Annotated in this window: 19 protein-coding genes; 6 read left to right on the forward strand and 13 right to left on the reverse strand. The window is 64.8% G+C overall.

Going from position 1 to position 24707, the window contains the following annotated elements; all coding sequences use genetic code 11:
- Window positions 1–137: 137 nt before the first annotated feature.
- Window positions 138–1829, reverse strand: coding sequence for a thiamine pyrophosphate-binding protein (locus RIF85_RS01875; protein WP_309070210.1), 1692 nt, complete (start codon window positions 1827–1829; stop codon window positions 138–140).
- A 127-nt stretch (window positions 1830–1956) separates the two neighbouring features.
- Between RIF85_RS01875 and RIF85_RS01880 the strand changes: the two genes are divergently transcribed.
- Window positions 1957–2796, forward strand: a complete 840-nt coding sequence (locus RIF85_RS01880; protein ID WP_309070211.1) for an alpha/beta hydrolase — start codon at window positions 1957–1959, stop codon at window positions 2794–2796.
- A 6-nt stretch (window positions 2797–2802) separates the two neighbouring features.
- On the opposite strand, the gene RIF85_RS01885 is transcribed toward RIF85_RS01880, so the two are convergent.
- Genes RIF85_RS01885 through RIF85_RS01905 form a run of 5 tightly spaced genes read right to left on the reverse strand, consistent with a single transcriptional unit; the run spans window position 2803 to window position 8694 of the window.
- The gene (locus RIF85_RS01885; protein WP_309070212.1) at window positions 2803–4791 is read right to left on the reverse strand and encodes a beta-galactosidase; all 1989 of its coding nucleotides are present in this window, start codon (window positions 4789–4791) and stop codon (window positions 2803–2805) included.
- A gap of 30 nt (window positions 4792–4821) precedes the next feature.
- Window positions 4822–5463: a hypothetical protein gene (locus tag RIF85_RS01890; protein WP_309070213.1), complete on the reverse strand. Its 642-nt coding sequence runs from the start codon at window positions 5461–5463 to the stop codon at window positions 4822–4824.
- On the reverse strand, window positions 5460–6374 hold the full coding sequence (locus RIF85_RS01895) for a carbohydrate ABC transporter permease (RefSeq protein WP_309070214.1): 915 nt from the start codon (window positions 6372–6374) through the stop codon (window positions 5460–5462). The genes RIF85_RS01890 and RIF85_RS01895 overlap by 4 nt, the downstream gene beginning before the upstream one ends.
- Window positions 6371–7357, reverse strand: coding sequence for a sugar ABC transporter permease (locus tag RIF85_RS01900; RefSeq protein ID WP_309070215.1), 987 nt, complete (start codon window positions 7355–7357; stop codon window positions 6371–6373). The genes RIF85_RS01895 and RIF85_RS01900 overlap by 4 nt, the downstream gene beginning before the upstream one ends.
- A 38-nt stretch (window positions 7358–7395) precedes the next feature.
- On the reverse strand, window positions 7396–8694 hold the full coding sequence (locus tag RIF85_RS01905; RefSeq protein WP_309070216.1) for an extracellular solute-binding protein: 1299 nt from the start codon (window positions 8692–8694) through the stop codon (window positions 7396–7398).
- A gap of 140 nt (window positions 8695–8834) precedes the next feature.
- Here RIF85_RS01905 and RIF85_RS01910 point away from each other — a divergent pair, with 140 nt between their 5' ends.
- Window positions 8835–9869, forward strand: coding sequence for an acetylxylan esterase (locus RIF85_RS01910; RefSeq protein ID WP_309070217.1), 1035 nt, complete (start codon window positions 8835–8837; stop codon window positions 9867–9869).
- 73 nt (window positions 9870–9942) lie between these two features.
- Complete coding sequence (locus RIF85_RS01915; RefSeq protein ID WP_309070218.1) at window positions 9943–11013, forward strand: hypothetical protein; 1071 nt, start codon at window positions 9943–9945, stop codon at window positions 11011–11013.
- A gap of 107 nt (window positions 11014–11120) precedes the next feature.
- On the opposite strand, the gene RIF85_RS01920 is transcribed toward RIF85_RS01915, so the two are convergent.
- From RIF85_RS01920 to RIF85_RS01950, 7 genes are all read right to left on the reverse strand, one after another.
- On the reverse strand, window positions 11121–13685 hold the full coding sequence (locus RIF85_RS01920) for a rhamnogalacturonan lyase (protein ID WP_309070219.1): 2565 nt from the start codon (window positions 13683–13685) through the stop codon (window positions 11121–11123).
- A 239-nt stretch (window positions 13686–13924) separates the two neighbouring features.
- Entirely contained in the window at window positions 13925–14632 is a 708-nt protein-coding gene (locus tag RIF85_RS01925; protein WP_309070220.1) for a hypothetical protein, read from the reverse strand.
- 148 nt (window positions 14633–14780) lie between these two features.
- Entirely contained in the window at window positions 14781–15923 is a 1143-nt protein-coding gene (locus RIF85_RS01930; protein WP_309070221.1) for a ThuA domain-containing protein, read from the reverse strand.
- Between the two features lie 307 nt (window positions 15924–16230).
- Window positions 16231–17148, reverse strand: coding sequence for a hypothetical protein (locus tag RIF85_RS01935; protein WP_309070222.1), 918 nt, complete (start codon window positions 17146–17148; stop codon window positions 16231–16233).
- A complete protein-coding gene (locus RIF85_RS01940) occupies window positions 17145–18233 on the reverse strand; it encodes a Gfo/Idh/MocA family oxidoreductase (protein WP_309070223.1) in 1089 nt (362 codons plus the stop codon). The genes RIF85_RS01935 and RIF85_RS01940 overlap by 4 nt, the downstream gene beginning before the upstream one ends.
- Before the next feature lie 101 nt (window positions 18234–18334).
- The gene (locus tag RIF85_RS01945; RefSeq protein ID WP_309070224.1) at window positions 18335–18676 is read right to left on the reverse strand and encodes an L-rhamnose mutarotase; all 342 of its coding nucleotides are present in this window, start codon (window positions 18674–18676) and stop codon (window positions 18335–18337) included.
- Between the two features lie 96 nt (window positions 18677–18772).
- Entirely contained in the window at window positions 18773–19771 is a 999-nt protein-coding gene (locus RIF85_RS01950; protein ID WP_309070225.1) for a LacI family DNA-binding transcriptional regulator, read from the reverse strand.
- 250 nt (window positions 19772–20021) lie between these two features.
- Here RIF85_RS01950 and rhaI point away from each other — a divergent pair, with 250 nt between their 5' ends.
- From rhaI to RIF85_RS01965, 3 genes are read left to right on the forward strand one after another with little or no spacing between them, the layout of a single operon-like run.
- Complete coding sequence (gene rhaI, locus RIF85_RS01955; RefSeq protein ID WP_309070226.1) at window positions 20022–21188, forward strand: L-rhamnose isomerase; 1167 nt, start codon at window positions 20022–20024, stop codon at window positions 21186–21188.
- A 2-nt stretch (window positions 21189–21190) separates the two neighbouring features.
- Complete coding sequence (locus RIF85_RS01960) at window positions 21191–23245, forward strand: bifunctional aldolase/short-chain dehydrogenase (protein ID WP_375164818.1); 2055 nt, start codon at window positions 21191–21193, stop codon at window positions 23243–23245.
- A gap of 9 nt (window positions 23246–23254) precedes the next feature.
- Window positions 23255–24697, forward strand: a complete 1443-nt coding sequence (locus RIF85_RS01965) for a rhamnulokinase family protein (protein WP_309070228.1) — start codon at window positions 23255–23257, stop codon at window positions 24695–24697.
- Window positions 24698–24707 lie beyond the last annotated feature (10 nt).

A 24707-nucleotide genomic window follows, 5' to 3' on the forward strand; every position in this document is an offset into this window, starting at 1 on the left:
TCAGGGCGTTCGCCGCGGAGGGACACCGGTCGGTCCTGGCTATCCCCTCGCCCGACGGCTCGTTGATCTCCTATGACGTAACAGTCGCGGACGGGAAGGTGAGCGCCGTCGTCGTCCGTTGATCTCCCTGATCGGCGCTATTTCCTGATCGCCACCGACTCCGCCATGAACTCGGCAACCACCTGCTGGGAGATCGCGACGTCGAGGACGAACACGCCGTCGTCGTGGGTCGCCAGCCAGTCGGCGAGTGTGGAAAGGTCCGCGAGCGAGTGCGCCTTGATGCCTTCAGCACCGAGTGCCCGCCCGACGGCGGCGAAGTCCACTTCATCGATGAGCATCGCCTGGTTGTGGAGCCCCTTGGCCGCGTATTGATGGAGTTCAGCGCCGTAGGCGGAGTCGTTCAGCACGATCAGGACGCCCCTCCGGGTGGCGCGGAGGAAGGTCTCGAAGTCAGCCAGCCCCATCAGGCCGCCGCCGTCGCCGCTGACCAGGACGGTGGTGCGCTCCGGTCGGGCGACCGAGACGCCGGCGGCGGACCCGAAGCCCATGCCGATGGACTGGAAGGCCGTGCCCACCAGGATCATGGCGTGCGGATCGGGCACCGAGAGGTACATCGGGGCCCAGCCGATGAAGTGTCCGCCGTCCATGACTACGGACCGCTCACGGGGAAGTATGTGCTCGAGCGCCGCGACCACCGCGCGGGGGTTGAGCCTGCCGTCCGGTGCGAACTCGACCGGGTCTTCGATTGGTGCGGATGAGCGGAACTCCTCCCCCGCGACTTCCGGGATGCTTTCACGCCAGGTGCTCTCCGCAGGCTGCACGAGCTGCAGCAGGGCTTCGGCGAACGGGCGGATGTCGGACCGGATGTAGTCCACGACGATCGGATGGCGCTCGTCCGGTTCGTTGTCCACGCGGATGATCCGCGTCTCCGGTGGGAAGAGCGTTCCGTAGCGCGTCTGGAAGATGTTCATGCTGGCACCGACCACCAGCACGACGTCGGCCTGCCGCGCCACCTCGAGGCGGTGGCGGCGGGTGAAGCCGCCCGCGACGCCCAGATCCCATTCGCTTTCGAACGCGTTGATCGCCATCACGGAGGTCATGAACAGCGCACCCAACCGGTCGCCGATGTCCCGCAGCGGGGCAGCGGCACCGGCGAGGACCACGCCGCGGCCGGCAATCACGACGGGCCGCTTCGCTGAGGCGAGGAGTGCGGCCACCCGCTCCAGGTCGGCTTCCTGCGGGGGCCATGCTGCCTTGGCGGGTAACGGCTCCAGCGGCTCGGCATCGGTGAGCGGTTCGGTGGCAAGGTCGTATGGGATGGCGACGATCACGGGCTGCACCGTCTGCAGCGCCAGGTCGAAGGCCCGGTGCGTGATCGCTGCGGCATTGCCCGGATGAGCTACGAGCGTAGTCACTCCGACCGCCTCAGCAGCTTTGGGCTGGTCAATGTCGAAGTTCCGGAAGCCACCGGCAGGCGCATCCCCGACAACCAGCACCAGTGGAATCCGGGCGATGCGCGCCTCAGCGAGGGTGGTATAGGCGTTGGTGAAACCCGCACCGTAAGTGGTGGTAGCTGCGGCTACCCCGCCGGTCGCCCGGTGATAGGCGTCCGCCATGGCGACGGTCGCGGATTCATGACGGGCTGAGGTAAATGGGAAGCCGCTCCGTGTGAGCCTGCTGATGAAGTGGGCGTTGCCGTTGCCCATCAGCCCGAAGAGATGGCCTGCCCGCTCTGCGACGGCGTCAGCAACGGCCGCCGATACATGGCCTTCGTCCGGAAGCTTTTGCGCCCCGGCCGTGGGTGGAACGTGCGTACTCGCGCTCGTCATAGTCCTCTGCACTCCTTCGTGTCGTCGTGAATAGGGTATGTGATTCACGGTGCACCGATGACTTCGCCGGCTTGCCCGCGTCTATAAGGCAAACCACAACGGTTGGACGAAGGAAAGGAAGATTGCGATGAACGGCACCTCAGCACCCGTTACCGGCTACGCCCCCGTCAACGGGCTGGACATGTACTACGAGATCCACGGTGGAGGAGGCGATGTTCCGCTTCTCCTCCTCCACGGCGGACTGTTCAACATCGACCTGCAGTTCGGTCAGCTCATCCCTGATCTGGCGAAGACACGCAAAGTCATTGCCGTCGACTTCCAGGCACACGGACGGACAGGCGATATCGACCGTCCGCTGACCAGCGCGGGCCTGGCGTCCGACGTCGTCGGGCTCCTCCGCCATCTGGGCATTCCGCAGGCGGATGTTTTCGGTTACAGCGTGGGCGGTGCAGTGACCATTCAGCTCGCCGTCGAGTACCCCGAGGTTGTTCGCAGGATCGTGACCTCCTCGGTGTCGTTCGACCCGAGCGGTGACAGGTCGGAGAACCAGGGCGCTATGGAGGAGATGACCGTGGACATGATCGCGGGCACGCCGATGGAAGCGGACTACCTCGCGAAGTCACCGACTCCTGACAGGTTGCAGGACCTGTTGAACAAGCTGGTGCGCTTTGACGACGGCGCCTCCGGTTGGAGCGAGGACCAGATCAAGGCCATCGAAGCACCAACCCTCATCACGGTCGGTGACTGCGACATGGTGCGCCTCGAGCACGCTGTCCGGTTCCTTCAACTGCGCGGCGGTGATGTGAACGGCGACTTCGAGGGCGTACCTGCCTCCCAGCTCGCCGTGCTTCCCGGCACCACGCACTTCTTTGGTCTCAGCCGTCCGTCGCTGGTGCTTGAGCTGGTAGTCCCGTTCCTCGATGCGCCGATGCCCGGAACGGAACCGTCGACGCCGTTGATGTCCTGAGGACGGCTAGCTCCGGCGCACGAGCGCATACCCGAACGGCTCAAGGTGGACTTTGTCCACGGAGTCACCGTCCACGGAGTCACCGCCCAGCAGGTCAGTTCCTGACACCTCGATGGCGACGGCGTCGGCACCGTGGTTGATGAGCGTTACCACGTCACCGCGCTGAGCAACCTCCACCAGCTCGGGCAGTCCCTCAAGTACGGGCACGACGCCGGCACCTGCGAACACGTGAGCGCTCACCTGGCGTGCGCCGTCGTCGTCGGGCACCGTTGCGAGGTAATAGGCGCGCCCGGCGCCGGCCGTGCGGCCGGTGAAGGCGGGCAGTCCCTCGGTCCGGCCGCCGCTGAAGCTGCCAAGCACCTCCGCGTCGACGGCGGCGATCTCCTCGGCGAGATACAGTCCGTCGAAGGAATCGGAGCCAAGGGAAACCGGCGCGGTCTGCTGGCCGGGCGAGGTGGAAGAAGGCGGCACAAGCGCGCCGAACTCCTCGAGCGTCACGCCGAGCAGCGGTCCGAGCTGGGTCAGGTAGCCGCCCTCGCGGAACCGGTCATGCTCGTCCACAACGTCGCTGAACGCGGTCACCAGCAGGTGCCCGCCGTCCGTAACGAACCGGGTGAGGTTCGCGGCGCCGTCGGACGTCAGCAGGTAGAGCTGCGGCGCGACGACCACGGAGTACTGGGCCAGATCCGACGTCGGCTGCACGAAGTCGACCTGCACGTGCTGGCGGTGGATGGCGTTGTACCAGCGCTGGACGCATTCGACGTAGTCCAGGACAACCGGGTGATCGGGGTTCTCGATGGCCCACCAGTTCTCCCAGTCGAAGACGATGGCGACGCGGGCGTCCCGCGAGCCGGCAGGAAGCGTCGGCAGGGAGGCGAGTTCCTGTCCCAACTGGACAACCTCGCGCCACGTACGGGTCGATGTGCCGGCATGCGGGAGCATCGCGGAGTGGAACTTCTCGGAGCCTGCGCGGGACTGTCGCCACTGGAAAAACAGGATCCCGTCGGCGCCGCGCCCGACGCACTGCATGCTGAGGGCCTGCATCTGGCCCGGCGCCTTCGGTGCGTTGGTGGGCCGCCAGTTCAGCGCGTTCGTGGACTGTTCCATCAGCAGCCACGGCTTCTCCGGCTTCAGCGAGCGGATGAGGTCGCGCTGGAACGCCCCGGCGCGGAAGCTCTCGGCCTCGTTCGGATCGGGGTAGCAGTCATCGGAAATGACATCCATCTCCGCGGCCCACTCCCAGTAATTCGCGGGCTTGAACGCACCCATGAAGTTGGTGGTGACCGGCTGGGTGGCTCCGGCGGCGCGGATGATGTCCCGCTCCATCCGATAGCACTCGAGCAGCATGTCGGAGGTGAATCGGCGGAAGTCGAGCAACTGCCCGGGATTGTGGCTGTAGGGCGCCTTGCGCGGGGGGAAGATGTGGTCGAAGGACTCGTAGTGCTGGGCCCAGAACCAGGTGCCCCAGGCAGCGTTCAACTCTTCGAGCGTGCCGTACTTGCGCTTCAGCCAGCCGCGAAAAGCATCACGGGCCGAGTCGGAGTAGTCCAGGTTCAGGTGACACCCGTACTCGTTGTTCACATGCCACAGGACCACTGCGGGGTGGTCCTTGTACCGCTCGGCCAGTCGCTGCACGAGTGCGGAGGCAAGCCTCCGGTACGACGGCGACGACGGCGCGTAGTGCTGGCGGCTGCCATGCCAGTACGGTGCGCCGTTCTCATCTGCGGCCTGGATGTCGGGATAGGCGACGGTCATCCACGGCGGTGGTGACGCCGTCGCGGTTGCGAGGTCGACGGCGATTCCGGCCTCGTGCAGCATGCCGATGATGCGGTCAAGCCACTCGAAGTCGTAGACGTCCTCCGAGGGCTGGATCCGCGACCACGCGAAGATGCCGAGGCTCACCATCGTGACCCCGGCCTCGCGCATCCGCTCGACGTCTTCCGGCCAGACCGATTCGGGCCACTGCTCAGGGTTGTAGTCGCCGCCGTAGTGCACGGTTGATATTCCTTTCGATGTGGGAAAGTTCTAGCGCCGGGTGACGTTCTTGCGCTCGCGTTCCTTCACAACGAGCACGGCAAAAACCAGACAGCCCATTCCGGGCACAATCAGCGGCGGCAACTGCCAGGTCACGACGACGGTCAGCGCCAGCGCGACAAGCAGAGGCAGGATCGCTCCGGCGTCGGAAACGAAGGCCTGAACACCGTCACGCACAGCCTGCCGCCAGCCCTTCTCGAGACTCCAGCGGACAGCCGACTGCAGCAACGTGACCGCAAGTGCTGCCAGACCAAACAATCCGACGGCGAACACCGCCTGCCAGCCGGGCAGCACCTGGGTGCCGGCGAGGAGCAGGTTGAAAAGTAGGACTGCGGCGAGCGCCACCGCTCCCACGCCGACGATCCAGCCGGTTCGCAGGGCGGACAGGTAGTCCTGCCACCACTGTCCGACGGTGGACCGTTCCGCCAGCAGGTAGCGGTGCAGGTGCCGGGTGGAGGCCGCAACCGCGGCCGGGAGTGTGATCAGCAGGAGTCCGCCGACCACGGTCAGTACACCCATCCACAGCACTTCCGCGAACAGCGCGAACTTCCCCTCGGCACCCGGCCACTTGAGCTGGGTGCCGTCGGGAAGGGGGCGCCTTTGGCGCCTTTCGCGCTGTCCGCGGGGTGTCATCCCTTCAGACCCTGGGTGGCGACTCCGTCGACGAGGAACCGCTGGAAGATCACGAAGAACAGCATCACAGGCAACAGGGCGAGGACCGAGATTGCCACGGTGGCCCCGTAGTCGGAGGCGCTGGACTGGTCATTGAAGACTCGCAGGGCCAACGGCAGCGGGTAGTTCTCGGGCGAGTTCAGGTAGAGCAGAGGCCCGAGGAAGTCGTTCCAGCTCCAGATGAACGCGAAGATCGAGGAGGTGATGAGCGCCGGCTTGATGAGCGGGAGGGTGATCGACCAGAAGATCCGCCAGTGACCACAGCCATCGATGCGGGCAGCTTCGTCGAGTTCCTTCGGCAGGTTACGGATGAACTGGACCATCAGGAAGACGAAGAACGCCTCGGTTGCCAGGAACTTGCCGACCAGCAGGGGGAAGAACGTGTCAACCATGCCCAGGTTCCGGAAGATCATGTACTGCGGGATGATCAGCACGTGGAACGGCAGCAGCAGTGTTCCGATCATCATCGCGAAGAACAGCGGACGGCCCTTGAAATCAAGACGGGCGAAGGCGTAGGCCGCCATCGATGAGGAGATGACCGTACCGATCACCGCGCCGATACCGAGGATGGTCGAGTTCCAGAAGAACTTCCAGGTGGGAATGCCTGCCACGCCCTCCATGACCTTCACGAAATTGTCGAAGGTGGGGTTCTCGGGCAGAAGGCTCTGGTTCGAGCCGAACTCGGCGTTCGGCTTGAAGGATGCCGAAATCATCCACAGGAGCGGATACAGCACGACGGCGGTAAGCAGGACGATCCCGACGATCCACGCTACTGTCGCTGCAGTCTTGCGGGGGGTCTGAGGGCGCTTCCGGACCGGACGGACCGGGGAACCAACGGAGTTAGTCGCTGATTCGATATTTGCAGTGGTCACTTTGTGTCACCTCCGTAGTGCACCCAGCTCTTGGAGGTGCGGAAAAGAATGAACGCGAGAATGCCGACGGCAATCAAGAGAACCCAGGCCATCGCGGCGGCGTAGCCCATCTGGTTGTTCGTGAAGGCGCGGGTGTAGAGGTAGACGGTGTAGAAGTTCGTCGCACCCGCCGGTCCGCCGCTGCCCGAGCCGATGATGTAGGCGGAGGCAAAGATCTGGAAGGCGTTGATCATCTCAAGCAGCAGGTTGAAGAAGATGACGGGAGAGAGCATCGGCAGGGTGACGCTCAGGAACTTGCGCCAGGCCTTTGCACCGTCCACGGATGCTGCTTCGTAAAGCTCTCCCGGAATCTGCTTCAGGCCGGCCAGGAAGATGACCATGGGGGCACCGAACTGCCACACGGCCAGGAGGATCATCATCGGCATGACCAGGGCCGGTACTCCGACCCAGCCGCCGAGGTTGATGCCGAACAGGTTCAGGCCGTTGTCGATCGGACCATTCGTGGAAAACATTGCCCGCCAGACGATCGCAATGCTTACCGATGCTCCGATCAGGCTTGGTGCGTAGAACGCCGACCGGAAGAAGCCGGTGCCCTTCGACTTGAAGTTCAGCAGCATCGCGACGCCAAGCGCCGCGGCCAGCTTGATCGGCGTGCCGACCAGCACGTAGATCAGGGTGATCTGGACAGAACCCCAGAAAACGGTGTCGCCTGCCATCCGTTCGAAGTTGCCCAGCCCGGTCCATTTCGGAGCGGTGAAGAGGTTGTAGTCCGTGAAGGCGAGGTAGAGCGAGAAGAGCATGGGGCCCAGGGTGAGGGCGAAGAGCCCGATCAGCCAGGGGGTGAGGAAAAGGTAGCCGGCGAGATTGTCCTTGCCGCCCTTGCGTTTGGGCTGACCACCCGTCCGGCGGTTGCCCGCCGGACGGGTGCCGGGTTCGGCGGTAGTGCGGGTGTTTACTGGCGCGTGCGCCGATCCCGTTGTCATGAACTGCTCCTAATAGCGGCGATAGCTAAGGTCGGTGTTCAGCCGGCGAGGGTTACCGCGGCCTCGTCGAAGAACTGCTGGGCAGCATCTTCAGGCGAGATTGAACCCAGGCCGATTGAGGTGCCGAGGGTGAGGAAGGTGTTTTCCAGTGCGCCGTAGCCTACGACGGGCGCTGCCGGAGGCTCACCGATGCGGTCAGCGACCGAATCCAGGTACTCCTTGACTTCAAGCTCAGGACCTTCGAGTGCCGCGCCTTCGAGTGCGGTTTCGGATGCGGGAACGCCCAGCGATGCTCCGAAGATCTTGCCGACCTCGGGGCTGTTGATCAGGAACTCGACGAACGCCACAGCAGCTTCAGGGTGCTCGGTGCCGGCTGATACAGCGTGCAGCATGGAGGGCTTCTGGTAGAGGTCCTTCACCGAGGGGTCGTTCGTGGGAGGAGCAACGATGTTCAGGTCCTCAGCACCGGTGTCACCGAGGTAGCCGCCCATGAAGTTGGACCAGGTCATCTCGCTTGCGGTGAGGTTGGAGCCGAACCCGGACTTGGGCAGCAGTTCCTCAAGGGTGCGCGCTGGGATGACGGTCTCGTTTTCGCGAAGATCCGCGGTGCTGCTCCAGAATTCAGCAAGCTCTTCCTGTGTGAAGTTCAGCTGGCCGTCCTCGGTGAAGAGCTCGCGGCCCTCCTGGCGGAGCTGCAGCTCGAAGTTCTGGATACGGCCGGTGTAGTCGGTTCCGCCGAAGACTTCATCGCTGGCGTCACTCACGCTGGCCATGTACTCCTCGTATTCCTCCCACGAGGTTCCGCCTTCGTAGCCTTCAACACCTGCCTGCTCGATGAGCGCAGGGTTCTCGAACAGCGACCAGGCGTTGTAGCCGGTGGGCACACCGAGGGTCTGGTCCTCGAGCTTGCCCGTAGCCAGCAGGGTGTCGTCGATGGTGTCGGTGGTCAGGCCGTTGCCGACATAGTCGTTGAGATCCAGCAGCAGGCCGTTCTGGCCGTACTGGCGCAGGTAGCTGTAGTCGAACTGCATGACGTCCGGCAGTCCGCCGCCCGCGGCTTCGGTCTGGCGCTTCTCCCAGTAGGCGGGGAAGTCCATGAAGGTTCCGTTGACGTCGATGTTCGGGTTCTCTTCCTCGAACAGGGCGATCGCCTCGTTGTAGCGCTCAGCGCGGTCTTCGTTGCCCCACCAGGTGAAGTTGAGGGTGACTTCCTCGTTCGGGTCTGGGGTGCCGCCGGCTTCGCCGCCGCCATTGCCGCCACAGGCGGTCAGCATGAGAGCTGCCGCGACCGTGACCGCTACGCCGGAACCGGCGCGTCGTGAGAATTTGTTGAACATCTTTGTCCTCCTGGGGAACGGCTCAGATATGAGGTGAAGCTCTTTGGTTCCGCTGCTACAGTGGTGTGCATCACGGAAAGCGCTCTCCAATGAGAGTAAATTGAATCGTCTCAACACGCAAGGCCTATCTCTAGAATAATGTGATCCGTGATACTTCCGAGACCAAAGAAGCGAAGGATTTCCTGAAGATGCCGCAGTTTGACCTCCCCCTCCGCGAGCTCGAACAATACGCGCCGGAGCGGGCTGAGCCCACTGATTTCGATGCCTTCTGGGAAAAGACGCTTGCCGAGGCGGCGTCGTTCTCGCTTGACGCCCGCTTCGAGGAGGTGGAGGCAGGTTATACCGAGCTCGTTACTGAAGACGTCACTTTCGCGGGATACGGAGGGCACCCGATCAAGGGGTGGATGCTGCGGCCCCGGTCTGCGTCCGGCCCGCTGCCCACCGTCGTCACGTACATCGGTTATGGCGGCGGCAGGAGTCTTGTCGGTGAGTGGACAGCCATCCCCAGCACCGGCGTCGCACACTTTGTCATGGATCTGCGTGGCCAGGGGGCCGGACACAAAAGCGGAGACACCCCGGACCAGGGAGTGAGCGGACCGCACTTCGGAGGGCACCTCACGCTCGGAATCGATTCACCCGAGACCTACTACTACAGGCGCCTGTTCACCGACGCCGTGCGCGCTGTAGAGGCTGCGCAGGCTCATCCGTTCGTGGATCCCGCGCGTGTAATCATCTCCGGGGGAAGCCAGGGCGGGGCGATTGCGCTCGCATCCGCAGCCCTCACCCCAACCGTCCTGCAACAGGCCCCGCTGGCCGCAATTGTGGACGTTCCGTTCCTCTCGCATATCCGGCGCGCGACCGAGATTGTGGACACGGCACCCTACGGCGAGTTGGTGCGCTACCTCGGTGTACAGCGGGGTCGGGAAGAGGAAATCTTCAACACTCTCGGCTACTTCGACGGCGTGAACTTCGCAGCCCGCGCCACCATGCCGGCGCTCTTCTCCGTGGGTCTGCTCGATGACGTTTGCCCGCCTTCCTGCGTCTACGCCGCCTACAACCACTACGCAGGCGAGAAATCGATGAACGTCTACCCCTACAACGGACACGAAAACGGCGGAGCGGTCCAGCTCGCCGAGCACATCCGGTTCCAACGGGAGATCTTCGCCTCGGCCTGAGCCCCGGACGGTCGGTTGCGCGCCGCGGCCCGGTGATTTCCGTCGGCGGCACCGGTCCGGCGATCATTGAGCGGTGCCCGATACTTCTCCGCCGCAGACCGCCACCGTGACCGAAGTGCCCGAACTGAGGTTCGGCGTCGTCGTCCCTCCGTCGCTCGATCCGGCAACCATGCAGGAGCTGCGTGCATCCCTGCCCGTGCTGCTCACCGAGTCGTATCCGGGAGTCGGATGGCGCGTGGACCTTGCAGTCGAGACCCTCGACGGCCACGCGCCGTCGGAGCTGTTGGAAACCGCGCGGGATCGGCTGCTGGATGAGGACTGGGACCTCGCCGTCGTTGTCAGCGATCTGGCGTTGCGCAGCGGGCGGAAGCCCGTGCTCACGCAGATCAGCCCCGTTCACAGGGTGGGCCTGGTGGCTCTGCCCGCGCTGCGGGCGGTGGGACGCAAGGAAAGCATTACGACGGCAGTCAGCCGCCTGGTCGGCCCTCTGGCGGGATGGGACGACGACGACGAACCCGTTGACCGCGCGCGCCGCGCGCACGAGATGGCCGACGACCTGCCCGACCTCGCCGACGAGAACCCTCTTCAGTTCACCGGCCGGGTGCTCGCGGGAAATGCCCGCGTACTGCTGGGCCTCATCCTCGCGAACCGGCCGTGGCGGCTCGCCGTCACGCTCTCCCGTGCGCTGACCGCGGCGGCGGCCGCCGGCGTCGTCACCCTCGCGACCAGTGACCTCTGGCTGCTCGCAACCGCCTACGGGCCGTGGCGATTGGTCCTCCTGACCCTGCTTGCGGTGGGAGCCGTCACGCTGACGCTCATGATCGGTGCGGACCTGTGGGAGCGCCCACGGCGGCGGGTCGAGCGGGAACAGGTTGCTCTGTTCAACCTCGCGACGACGGCAACCGTGGTGATCGGTGTCGTCACCTTCTTTGCGGCGCTCTTCGTCCTGTCCTTCCTGGCAGCGGTGCTGCTGGTCGACGCGGGGGTGTTTGCCGCCGTCGTCGGTGAATCCGTTGGCCTCGCGGAGTATGCGCAGCTCAGCCTGCTGACCGCCGCGTTGGCGACCGTGGGCGGTGCGCTCGGCGCGGGGCTGGAGAACGACGACGTCGTCCGTGCCGCGGCCTTCACCCGAAACGACGTCTAGCTCCTCGCCGCCGTCCTGCCGGGAAGCGAACAAGAGCAATCCGGACAGGATGGCGCTGACTCGCACCTTCCTGTCCGGATTGCTCTTTTATCCGTAGGGGCCAAACGCTACCGGACCATAGTGAGGACCGTCTGCGCTCCGTTGTCCAGAATTCCCCGGGCGGCATCGGATACGACGTCCGGCTTCTTGCCCTGGTTGAGCGCCTTCACGAACCGGTCCATCGCCTTGCCGACGTTGGCGACATTGCCCTGCTCAACACCCTCCTGCGCCTGGGCCAGCGAGGTTTCGAGCTGCTTGGCTACCGGTCCCGCAACATCGCCGCTGGCGATCAGGGATTCGAGCGTGGCCTGCAGGTATCCGATGAGCCCCGGAGTCCAGGCATCTGGCACCGGAACATCTGCGAAGTCCATGTCCGAGGCAAAGTAGTAGCTCGTGTAGGACGGCTGGTTGTAGGAGGTGTTCTGGCGGGCCACCTCAGCGCGGTACTGCGGGTCGTGCATCAGCGTGGTCAGCTTGTGGTCCGTGACCTCGGTGCTGAGGTACACGCGGATCGCCGAGCTGTCTGCGGTACGAAGGAACAGCTCTTCCCGCCAGTCACCGAAGGCGTCCGCCACCAGTGCCGGGTTGCCCTTGGTGCCGTTGTTGGTCCGGGTGCCCTCAGCTGTCACGAGGCGGCCGCGGGTCCAGTCGTCGATGGTCGGCGTCCCGTTGCCGGAACCGTTGACGAGCTGCGTGGTCATGTCCGCCGCCCACTTGATGCTCTGGTTGGTGCCCGGGGTGCGGGACTCAACCCGCTCGCCGGTTGCGTTGAGCAGACCGGACCCGTCGCTGCCGCCAGGCATGCTGGCCCACACTTCGATACCCTCGACGTCGGAGCGCACATCACCGATCATGCCGCGGCCGGTGTCGCGGCCGGAGTACGCGCCGAAAAGCACTTCGCCGGTTGCCGCGTCACGCATGGCCGAGCCATAGGGAGCCCAGGCTCCGCCCTCGTGAACGGTCCAGATCTCCAGTCCGGGGCGGTTCGGATCAATGTCGGTGACGTGCATTGCGTCGCCGTGGCCAAGGCCTGCTTCCGCACCCGGATTGCCGCTGCCCGACGGCAGGGTGTCGAAGGAGCTGTAGAGGAGCGAGCCGTCGTCGTCGATGGTGGCTGCGCCGTAAACGATCTCGTGCTTGCCGTCGCCGTCCACATCGGCGGCGCTGAGGGAGTGGAAGCCCTGAGTGGTGATGGAACCGAACTCGGGATCAGTGCCCAGGCGTCCATGGGGGCCGTCGTTGAACGGATTGGTCATCGGAGTCCAACCGCTGTCCACGTTCCAGACCTTGGAGAGGTTCTTGCCGTCCCAGTTGTAGGCAACCAGGGTGGAGCGGGTGTAGTAGCCGCGGGCGAAGACGGCCGACGGACGCTGGCCGTCGAGGTAGGCGACACCCGCCAGGAAGCGGTCCACACGGTTGCCCGGCTCGATGCGGCTCATGGCGTAGTCGCCCCACATGAGGCCGTCGTCGTGACGTCCCGGCTCGTAGTCCACGGTCTGGAGCTCATCTCCAGTGGCGCCGTCGAACACCGTGAGGTATTCGGGGCCGCTCAGGATGAAGCCCTCGAAAGCGCGGAGGTTGTTGCGGGTGCTCCGTGAGGGTGCGTAGACGTCGATGAAGTAGTCCGCCATCGCGCGGGCATCGGCGTCGGAGAGCGGGTACTCGTACCGCTGCTCGATTCCGAACGCTTCCTCGAGGGTTGCCGGCCAGTTTCCGGCAACCACCTCAGGGTGCTCGTGCCAGCCGGCGAACATGTCGACGACGTGCTCGTAGTAATCGGCCGCGCTCTTCCGGTAGTCATCGGTGTTGCTGTAGCCCGCCGCGACGTCGTCCGCCGGCATGGTGATGTATTCAGGCTCGCCGGCCACGCCGTCCGTGTACCTGGTGACCGTGGTGCCTGGCGCGGTCTTCATCATCATCTCGGTGCGGCCGTCGCCGTCGAAGTCATAGACCATGAACTGCGTGTAGTGCGCGCCGGAACGGATGTTCACGCCGAGGTCGATGCGGTGAAGCAGTGTGCCGTCCATCGCGTACGTGTCGATGTAGGTGTTGCCGGTGTAGCCGACCTGTGAGACGTCCTTGGAGTTGTTCGGCTCCCACTTCACGACGTACTCATAGTCGCCGTCACCGTCCGCATCGCCGAGGCTCATGTCACTCGCCGAGTAGGCGTAGCTGTCACCCTTGGGAGTGACACCGTCGGCCGGCTTCTGGAGCGGGATCTCGGTGTACCCCTGCGCCCACGGGCTGACGTCTGCGCTGCGCTGCAGTTCAACCCCACCGACGACGGCGGCAACGGAGTAGGTTGCATCAGCCGGCGCGCCGGTGTCGAGGTAGTTGGTGCTGTCGGTGACTGTGGCGATCTTCTCGCCGTTGCGGTAGACGGCGAAGTCGGCGCCGGTCTGACCGGTTTCGTTGGCTCCGGTTACTTCAGTAGCCAGGAGACGCCAGCTGAGGAAGGTTCCCTCGGTCGTGGCGGCCGCGACCAGGCCGCGGTCGAGGTGTTCGAGCTGTACGCCGATCTGGGCGTCGGGGGCGGGAGCAGCTGCGGCGGGAACGCCGCCGCCTCCCGCAATCAGGGCTGCACTGACGGCAAGCGTCGCCGGTATGGGTGTCAAGCGAAAGCGCGGGTTCATCTTTGAATCCTTTCAACGGAAAACGCTTTCTCTAGGCTAGGGGAAGTGCCGGAGACAGGTCAAGGTTTTTCCAAGGTCGAGATGAGTGGCCTCGATGCCGCCGGATGCGGAGAAGGTTCGGTGGTGTCCGCGGCCGCCTACCGCGCCGCGGGGCTATGTTGTCTCAGGCAGTAAAGTCGGCCCCCACGACTCGATCAGCAACAAGCGGGGTTGATGGGGTTTGCTAACTGGCGACTCGTTCAGTGATCGTCCGGCTCCTGGAACTCCAATGGAACAGCATCCGGATCACCATCCGGGGCAAGGAAAAGGTGTACGTGTCCTCCCCCTGACTCAACGGTCAGGGTGTCGAGCTGCGCTGCTCCGGACTGCCAGAGGCGAACCGCCGCATCGCGCCGCTCGATCACAGTCTCGGCATACGATTCGCGCTCCTCATGGGGCGCATTGAGAAGGTGGCCATAATCCGCCACAGCCGACTCGAGCAAGTGGGCGGCACCGACGAAGGCCTCCCTGGCCACCGTCTGTTCGCTTGTGCCTTCCCCGACAGCGTCCAACGACGACATCGCGCGCTCCAGCGCCAGCTCCCACTCACCCGCCTCACCGGCGCCTGCGACGTTCGGAGTAGCGTCTTGCTGCGCCGACACAGCGAAGGAGAGCTTCTGCAGGACCTCCCCCATATGCCCATGCGCCACTTCGGCGGCGGAAGCAAGGCTGACGTTGAGCTCTGCCCGTTCCCGCGCCTGCTCAGCAGCCAGTTTCTCAGCGACCGCTTCAATTGAAGCGACCTCAGGCGCCTCCTCTCCGCGCGGATCCCGACCAGCGGCAAGCGCGGTAGCGGCGACAGCGACGAGCACCACGGCAACTGCAGCCATGGCGAGGACCAGTGTTATGCGCCAGCGGCGGGACAAACGGTTCACGATGATCAACACAACCTTTGATGGATCTACCACACGCTCCATTCGCTGCCGACTTTTGACGGCAGTGTGGAGCGTCGCGAAGCAAGCACGTCAGCAGGTATCGGGGTAGGCGACCTGATGGTCGCCAGAGGAAGATCGCCGCACTGGCCCTGACGCAGCGGCCAGTGCGGCGACCATACGTTTACTCCAGCTCGCTCTGCCAGGTTTGCAGGTCGCGAACCTTTCCGATCAGCAGGCCCTGCGCTCCGGAACCAGCGTCAACGTGCGCCCGTACCTGTGCGACAGCTGCATTGAGCTTGTCTGCAGAGTCAGCATGCAGGCCCGCATCCGCCAGCTCCTGGGCCTTCTCCAGTTGCTTCGACAGCTGTTCGGCGGCCTTCGGCGAAATCGTTCCGTCAGCCAGCAGGTTTTCGGTCAATGATTCCACCTCGTACCAAGTGGTGCAGTCGCCGCCGCCGTCGACAGCACCGGCCGACCATGCGATCCCACCCAGAAGGTGCTCAAGGAACACCGGATCCACGTACGACGCTTCTGTGTGCCCTCCGGCCGTGTACCACGAGCGCGCTGACTCAAAGTTGTGGCACCAGGACAGCGGGTGATCGGAACCCATGGCATTACGGCCGGGGTTGTAGGTTGTCTCATCGAGATTTGTGAGCACACGTACGGCATCGCGCGGGCTCTGGTTGAAGTTGTACCACTCGTCAAATCGGGTCCAGGATCCTGACAGATGCTTCGTGGAAGGGTGGGTGCCGTCTTCAACCGTCTGAACGGCGGTTTGCTGCGCGGGATGGCTGACGAACCGGGCACCGCCGCCTGTTAGTTCGCTGTACCAGGGAACGGTGTGCATCGAATCTGTCGCGGCATGGACACCGGCAAATCCGCCGCCGGCTCGGATATACCCCTGGAATGCTGTCAATTCACTGGTGTCGAGCAACGTGGGTTTCGCCGGATCGAGGTTATTCGTGCCGTCGACCGTGGATACGAAAACGATCGTTTCGTACTTGGCCAGATCCGACGCACTGGTGAAAGGGGTGGTTGGCAGCGTGCGGTCCGGTTGCCCCAGATTCCTCGACGAGGTCGGCGGATCCCAGACATCGACGCTGAAACCGTTCGCTTCACCGAGGGCGATGATCGCCGTTGTGGCCTCGTCGATGCTGCTATGGCGGAAGCCTGTCGTCTTTCCCACCACAAGAACGTCATAGTCCTCGACCACAGCGGCTGTGGTGGAGACTGGCTCGGCCTGGGCGGGGGCCGTCGCCAACGCGGGAACGACGAGCGCCGCTCCTAAAACGCCGAGGGCTGCCTGACTGATGTATCGCTTCATTGCGCTCCTTCTGTTACGGCTGAATTCCCGAGCCGCGGACGGCTGAGCCGGAGGTTCGGGGGAAGTACGCTGCCGGTCCCCTTCAGCGCCGCTACTCTCATCGGCGGAATATGTTGGATCGAACAACATATTCCAAGTAAAGCGCCAATTGCGTCAGGAATCTACAGTTCGGCCTGAGGAAAATGCCCTGCTGATGAGAAGGGACCGGCAGCCCTACGCCGGGGACAGCCTGATTGGAGACCTGACCGTGTCATTACGCCGCCGTATCGACAGAAGAAAAGACGGGTTGCGCAGAGCCCTGCTTCGGTCAGCGCAGGGCATCCACGGGCGCGTCGCGGTCGCAGATCAACGTCCCGCCCGCGACCCATAGGCGGGCGCGGTGCACCTCCGAGCGCCGCAGTGCGCCGGACTGAAGCTCGACGTCGTTACTTCCGTCCCACTCCGGATGCGTGAAGTAGAACGCGACGGCTTCCTCGCCACGGACGACGACGTCGGCATGCCTGCCCACCTGCCGATCCTCGGGGTGCTTTCCCGGCGCGTCGAGGATGAGACCCTGAGCGGTCCAATGCACACCGTCATGTGACCGGTAGACGCGCTGGCCCCGCCACTCGTCGACAATCATCCACATCCAGCCGGCGAGCGGGAAAACGTTCGGCCCTTCGTGCGGCAACCCGTCGATGACCCGCCCTTCCACGGTCCACGACTGTCCGTCCGGACTTACTGCAGCCCAGGTGGTGGAGCCGTCCGCTTCGTCCTTGTACCAGAGGCGGAGCAGTCCGTCAGGGGTGCGGGCGACCGCGGCATCGATGACGTAGTTGGAACTCAGCTCAAGAAACCCGCGGTGTTCCCAGTTCTCCAGGTCGTCGCTGACCAGGTGGGCGATACGGCGCTCGTGGCCCTCCCAGGTCGAAGCCACCCCACGGATCCACGTGAGGTACATGGAGTACTGCCCGCCGTCCCACACGACTTCGGGCGCCCAGTGGGTGTTCAACCCGGGCTCATCCGCCGGGTCGAGCCCGTCGACCACACCGCGATAATGCCAGTGAGCGCCGTCGTCGGACACCGCCATGCCGATCCGGCTGCCGTGCACCCACTCGACGCCGTGACCGGGGTCCGAGGGGCGCCGCTGGGTGTAGAACATCCGCCACTGCCCGGTCTGTTCATCCCGGATGACCGTTGGATCGGTGGGTCCGCCGAGCGGGTCGGACAGCAGCGGCGCGCTCACTGCCCGGGACGCAGGTCGCGGACCGGTACGCGCATGCTTCCGCGGAAGTCCGGCTCGGCCAACTCGGTTCTGGTCACGGGCCGTCCGCGCCCGGCTGAGGCATACAACGCCGCGACGATCTCGATGGCGCGCGCAGGATCCGCAGCGACCGGCGGCACCTCGCCACCGGCGAAGAGCGATGAGTACACCTCGGAAAGAAGCGCATCGTGTCCACTCGGCACCTCGACCTCCGGCAAGGCCCAGGAGGCGACGCGCTCTGATGTCACATGGCGGGCCGGCGTCAGCTTCCAGCTCGCATGATGGTGGCCGTAGAGGTGCTCGAGCTCAATGGTGGCGTGCTCGGTGTCAATCCGGATCAAACTCGATTCGCGGGGCGCGAGCACGGTGGTCATCACGGATGCCACGGTGCCGCGCTCAAACACGACGACGCCGCAGGAGGTGTCCTCAGTCTCCACATCGCGGTCCAACCGGAACAGCTGCCCCGAGGCGGAGCTCCACTCGCCGAGCAGGTAGGAGAGCAGATCGATCTGGTGGATCCCGTGGCTGAGGGTGGTGCCGCCGCCCTCAGACTCCCAGGTTCCGCGCCACGGCACGTCGAAATACTCTGCTCCGCGGTACCAGTGCGTATGGCAGACTGCGGTCAGCGGCCGGCCGAGTTCCCCGGACTGCAGCAGGTTCCGGATGTGCGTTGCCGCCGTACCGGTGCGCTGCTGGAAGACGACGGCGAGTTGCCGGTCAGCTGCGGCGGCGGCCGCCTGCATGGCGTCAACTTCGGCCAGCGACAGCGCAGGCGGCTTCTCGGCGATGACGTGGGCACCGGCGTCGAACGCCGCTGCAGTCTGCTGCGCGTGGCCGGCAGGAGGAGTGCAGATATGCACGACGTCGACAGCCTCCTCCGCGAGCAACTCCTCCAGGGTGCCGTACCCGGCTGGGATACCGTGCCGTGCGTTGAAATCGCGGACGCGCTCGTCGCTGGGGTCAGCGGATGCGATGACGTTGACGCCGGCGATGTCTGCAAGTGCCTCGGCGTGCAGGTGTGCAACAGCGCCGGTGCCAAGGATGGCGGCACGGAGGGTGGGGGTCATTCGGGATCCTTAGGTGCAGGGCGCAAAATTGTCGGTGTGCCGCAGGATCGTCGAGAGATCGCGACGGTCCTGAGAACAAGTGACGATCCTGGGGAGGCGGGTCACTTAGAGTGCGGCTCGAGCTGGTCCTCGAGGTTGAAGACCTCTTCGAGCTGAAGGAATCCCTCATCAGGACGGCCCTCGAGAGCCACAAAGAACTCCCCCATCTCAGCTTGCCAGCGGGCGTTGACGCCGGTCTCCGCCATGGCTTTCTGCGCGGCGGCGAAGTCATCCGACTCGACGTAGCCGATCAGGAGACCGTCCGGGCGCAGGAAAAGTGAGTAGTTGTTCCACCCGGTGTCCTTCAGAGCACGCAGCATCTCCGGCCAGACCGCCGCGTGGCGCTCCTTGTATTCCTCGATGCGGTCGGGCTTCACCTGCAGTTGGAAGCAGACGCGTTCCATGATTCTCCTCGTTGAGCGTTGTTCGAATGGCATAGTGAATCGTTTCACGGCAGATGCTATCACCGGAGAAAGCCGAGCAGTAGCGCGTTGGAGACGCTAGAGCGTGCTCCCGCGGCTGACCAGCTCCGGCTGGAAAATGACTTGACGGCTTTCCGATGTGGGCCGGTCGATGGCCTCAAGCAGGAGTTCGATGGCGGTCCTGCCCATCAGCTCGGTGGGACGCCGAACGGTGGAAAGCGGGACGACCGCGGACTGCGCGAAGTCGATGTCGTCGTAACCAATCAGGGCCAGATCCTCCGGGATGCGGAGCCCTCGGATGAGCAGCACCGCCTGCATGACGCCAATCGCCACCAGATCATTCGCACAGAAGATGCCGTCGGGCAGCGCTTCAAGGCCTCGCTCCGCAAGAAGCTCACCGGCAGCCCGCCCGGCGAGCACCGTCATCGCGGCCGCTTCAACGACCTCGAGCTCCGCATCCGGATACTCAGCGACTGCTTGCTGCGCTCCGGCAAGGCGATCCGCTACCTGCTGGATGTCCGTCGATGCGCCGACGAAAGCGATCCTCCGCCGTCCGCGCGTGAGCATATGCTTCACGGCCATGTACCCGCCCGCGACGTCGTCGACTGACACGGAGCTCACGCGACGCTGCGGGTCGACGCGGTCCACCAGGACCACCGGAACTCCGTGCGCACGGAGCTGCTTGAGCCGCTCGTCCACGTTTCCCACCGGTGAAATCAACACACCCTTGACGCGTTGCTGCTCGAACACGTCGAGATAACGGCTCTCCCGCTCTCCGTCGTGTCCACTGTCCCCCAGCAGCACCGTACTGTCCGACTCTGCCGCGCGGTCCTCGGCGGCGCGAGCGAGGGAAGAGAAGAACGGGTTGCTCACGTCGAGCACGATGAGGCCGATCGTGCGGCTCATTCCGGCTCTCAGTTGCCGGGCGGCGTCGTTCCTCACGAAGCCCAGTTCAGAGATGACGCTGAGAACCCGCTCCCGGGTTTTTTCCGCGACGCGGTCCGGGTTGTTCAATACATTGGACACTGTTCCAACAGCGACCTGCGCCTGGTCTGCGACATCTTTGATACTGACCATTGCGGCTACGCCTCATTTCGTGGGATTGGTAGCTGTGAGCAAGTGATGTTCAGAAATGTGCAGTCTCCAAAAGATTGCTTGACACCACTTTGAGCCAAGGATACCTTTGAATCGTGCCAATGAATCGATTCAAATTCGATTTCATTTGCTGACTCTCCACCTCAGCCTCAGCGGTCCTGTGAAGAGTCGGCGCAAAACAACGACGACGCGCGCCGGCCAAGTAGCCAGCAGCAGTAGATGTGGAGAAGTAATGGTTGACCTGAGCGGCATCACGCCAACCCTGGAGAACCTCGCTATCGAGGTGCCGTCCTGGGCTTACGGCAATTCCGGAACCCGTTTCAAGGTGTTCCAGACACCGGGCACCCCGCGCACTGTGCAGGAAAAGATCACAGACGCCGCCAAGGTTAACGAACTGACCGGTCTGGCTCCCTCTGTTGCCCTGCACATCCCATGGGACAAGGTCGAGAACTACTCGGAGCTGTCGGACTTCGCGCAGGGCCTCGGCATCAAGCTGGGCACGATCAACAGCAACACCTTCCAGGACGACATCTACAAGTTCGGTTCCCTGACCCATAGTGACCCGTCCGTGCGCAACAAGGCCCTGGACCATATGTACGAGTGCATTGACGTCATGAACGTCACCGGCTCCCAGGACCTGAAGATCTGGCTGGCCGACGGCACCAACTACCCGGGGCAGGGTGACATGCGCTCACGCCAGGACTGGCTGCATGACTCCCTGCAGAAGGTCTACGCCCGCCTGGGCGATGACCAGCGCATGGTCCTCGAGTACAAGTTCTTCGAGCCGGCTTTCTACCACACCGACGTTCCGGACTGGGGCACCTCCTACGCCCACACGCTGGCCCTGGGCGAGAAGGCGTTTGTCTGCCTGGACACCGGCCACCATGCACCCGGCACCAACATCGAGTTCATCGTGGCGCAGCTGATCCGTCTCGGGAAGCTCGGATCCTTCGACTTCAATTCACGCTTCTACGCCGACGACGACCTCATTGTGGGATCGGCAGATCCGTTCCAGCTGTTCCGCATCATGTACGAAGTTGTCCGCGGCGGCGCGCTCGATCCCGCCAGCAACGTCGCGTTGATGCTGGACCAGTGCCACAACCTCGAAGAGAAGATCCCCGGGCAGATCCGCTCGGTGCTCAATGTCCAGGAGATGGCCGCGCGTGCGCTCCTCGTCGACCGCGCGGCGCTGACCAAGGCGCAGGAGGCCGGCGACGTACTCGGCGCCCATGCCCTCTTCATGGATGCCTTCTACACCGACGTCCGTCCGGCGCTCGCGCAGTGGCGTGAATCCCGCGGCCTCCCCGCGGACCCGATGGCTGCCTACGCAGCCAGCGGCTACCAGGAAAAGATCAATGCAGACCGCCAGGGCGGGCAGCAGGCAGGATGGGGCGCGTAACGATGGAGAACGCAGTGAGCACAGTAAACAGCACAGTCCAGGCTCTCATCGAGCGCTCCAACCGGCTGGGAGCGGACAAGCGCAACACCAACTACGCGGGCGGCAACACGTCCGCGAAGGGCTCCGACACCGACCCGGTGACCGGTGAAAACGTCGAGCTGCTGTGGGTGAAGGGCTCCGGTGGTGACCTCGGCACGCTCAAGGAGCAGGGGCTGGCCGTGCTGCGCCTGGACCGCCTCCGCGCCCTGACCAACGTCTACCCGGGCCTTGACCGCGAGGACGAGATGGTCGCCGCGTTCGATTACACCCTGCACGGCAAGGGCGGCGCCGCCCCTTCGATCGATACCGCCATGCACGGCCTCGTCGACGCCGCGCATGTTGACCACCTCCACCCGGACTCCGGTATCGCGATTGCAACGGCGGTCGACGGCGAAGCGCTCACCGAGAAGATTTTCGGTGACAAGGTGGTGTGGGTTCCCTGGCGCCGTCCCGGATTCCAGCTCGGCCTGGACATCGCCGCGATCAAGGCCGAGAACCCGCAGGCCGTGGGCACCATTCTCGGTGGGCACGGCATTACCGCCTGGGGTGAGACCTCCGAAGAGGCCGAGAACAACTCCCTGTGGATCATCGAAACCGCCGAACGCTACATCGCCGACAACGGCCGCCCGAACCCGTTCGGTGAACCCCTCGAGGGCTACGCGGCGCTCCCACCGGAGGAGCGCCGCGCGAAGGCCGCCGCCCTCGCGCCCGTAATCCGCGGCCTGGCCTCCACAGACCGGGCGCAGGTCGGGCACTTCACCGATGACGACGCTGTCCTGGACTTCCTGAGCGCCTCCGAACATCCACGGCTGGCAGCCCTGGGCACCTCCTGCCCGGACCACTTCCTGCGCACCAAGGTCAAGCCGCTGGTGCTGGACCTGCCGGCAGATGCTTCCATCGAGGCTTCCGTTGCCCGCCTGAAGGAACTGCACCAGGAGTACCGCGAGGACTACCGCGGCTATTACGAGCGCCATGCCGAGTCTGATTCCCCGGCCATGCGCGGAGCCGACCCCGCGATCGTCCTGATCCCCGGCGTCGGAATGTTCTCCTACGGGGCGAACAAGCAGACCGCCCGCGTCGCAGGCGAGTTCTACATCAACGCCATCAACGTCATGCGCGGAGCCGAGGCGATCTCGACCTACGCACCGATCGATGAGTCGGAGAAGTTCCGCATCGAATACTGGGCACTGGAAGAGGCCAAGCTCGCGCGGATGCCCAAGCCCAAGTCCCACGCCACCCGCATCGCGCTGGTCACCGGCGCCGCCTCCGGCATCGGCAAGGCCATCGCCACCCGCCTGGCCGCTGAGGGTGCGTGCGTGGTCATCGCCGACCTGAACCTCGAAAACGCTGAGAAAGTAGCCGAGGAACTCGGCGGCTCCGACGTCGCTATCGGCGTCCAGGCCGACGTGACCAGCCCCGAGCAGGTTCAGCAGGCGATCGACGCAGCCGTCCTGGCCTTCGGCGGGCTCGACCTCGTGGTCAACAACGCCGGCCTGTCCATCTCCAAGCCGCTGCTGGAAACCTCCGAGAAGGACTGGGACCTGCAGCACAACGTGATGGCCAAGGGCTCGTTCCTGGTCTCGAAGGCCGCCGCGAAGGTCCTCATCGACCAGGAAATGGGCGGGGACATCATCTACATCTCCTCGAAGAACTCCGTCTTCGCCGGCCCGAACAACATCGCGTACTCGGCCACCAAGGCAGACCAGGCCCACCAGGTGCGCCTGCTCGCCGCTGAACTCGGTGAGTATGGTGTCCGGGTCAACGGCATCAACCCCGACGGTGTGGTCCGCGGCTCCGGCATCTTCGCCGGCGGCTGGGGCGCCAAGCGCGCCGCGGTCTACGGCGTCGACGAGGAGAAGCTGGGCGAGTACTACGCCCAGCGGACCCTCCTCAAGCGCGAGGTGCTCCCCGAGAACGTGGCCAACGCCGCCGTCGTACTCACCTCCGCCGAACTGTCCCACACCACCGGGCTGCACGTCCCCGTCGACGCCGGCGTCGCCGCCGCGTTCCTCCGCTAAGTTCCGTCGATGAGTTCGAAGCCTGCGGTCTACGCAGCCATCGATATCGGCGCCTCATCCGGCCGGGTCATCCTCGGCCGGATGGGCGCCGACGGCCCGTCCCTCGAAGTCGTGCACCGGTTCCCGAACGGCGTGCAGGAGAACGACGGCGCGCTGCGCTGGAATGTCGCTGCACTCTTCGAGGAAGTGCTGCACGGCCTCACACTCGCGGGGGAGCGGGCGAAGGCCGCCGGCGAGCAGGTGGTGAGCATCGGTGTCGACACCTGGGCCGTGGACTACGGCCTGGTGCACGACGACGGCGAACTCACCTCCCAGCCGCACAGCTACCGTGACTCCCGCACGGCGGATGTGACGGAAAAGGTACACGCCACCGTTCCGTTCGAGCAGCTTTACGAAACAACCGGGCTGCAGTTCCTGCCGTTCAACACCGTCTACCAACTGGCGGCCGAGCCCTCCCTCGCGAACGTCCAGGCGCTGCTGATTCCGGACCTGCTCGGGCTCTGGCTCACGGGGGAGCGCCGAACCGAGGTGACGAATGCCTCGACCACCGGCCTGCTCGACGCATCGACGGGCAACTTCGCTACCCACCTCTTCGACGCACTCGAGATTCCGCGCCAGATCTTCCCGACACTGATCGAACCCGGACAGGCGCTGGGGTCCCTGCTGCCGTCGATCGCGGAACGCATCGGACTGGATGCCGCAACGCGGATCGTCGCCGTCGGATCCCACGACACCGCGTCCGCCGTGGCCGCGGTGCCCGCCGGTGAAGCGAACTTCGCCTACATTTCCTCCGGCACCTGGTCGCTCGTCGGCGTCGAGCTTCCCGAACCGATCCTCACCGCAGCCAGCCGCGCCGCAAACTTCACCAACGAACGCGGCGTCGACGGAACAATCCGCTACCTGCGCAACTGCGGCGGCCTGTGGCTGCTGCAGGAGTGCCTGCGCGAGTGGGGGCCGTCGGTCACGCTTGAGAACGTCCTGGCGGAGGCGGCTGCTCTGCCGCCCGGCGGCCCACAGATCGACGCCGATTCGGATGACTTCATTGCGCCGGACACTATGCCGGACCGCATCCGGGCCGCGGCGGGTTCCACGCTTGAGTCCCCCGCCGCCGTCGTCCGCTGCATTATGGACAGCCTCGCGCAGGTCTACGCGCGCACGCTTGCCCAAGCCGCCGACCTCAGCGGACAACCGATCGACGTCGTCCACATTGTGGGCGGCGGATCGCAGAACCGGCTGCTATGCCAGTTGACCGCCGACGTTACGGGTCTGCCCGTGGTTGCCGGTCCGGTTGAGGCGACGGCGCTTGGCAACGTGTTGGTCCAGGCGCGGGCCGACGGCGCACTCGGTGAGGGCGCCACCCTCGCCGACATCCGAGCGGCTGTGAGGAGCACGGCACAGACTCAGAGCTACGAGCCGTCAAGGCATGTCGAAGCAGCACTGACCAACAGCTAAGGCAAAGGAT

It is taken from the genome of Arthrobacter sp. (genome assembly GCF_031179385.1).
Classification (GTDB): Bacteria; Actinomycetota; Actinomycetes; order Actinomycetales; family Micrococcaceae; genus Arthrobacter_D.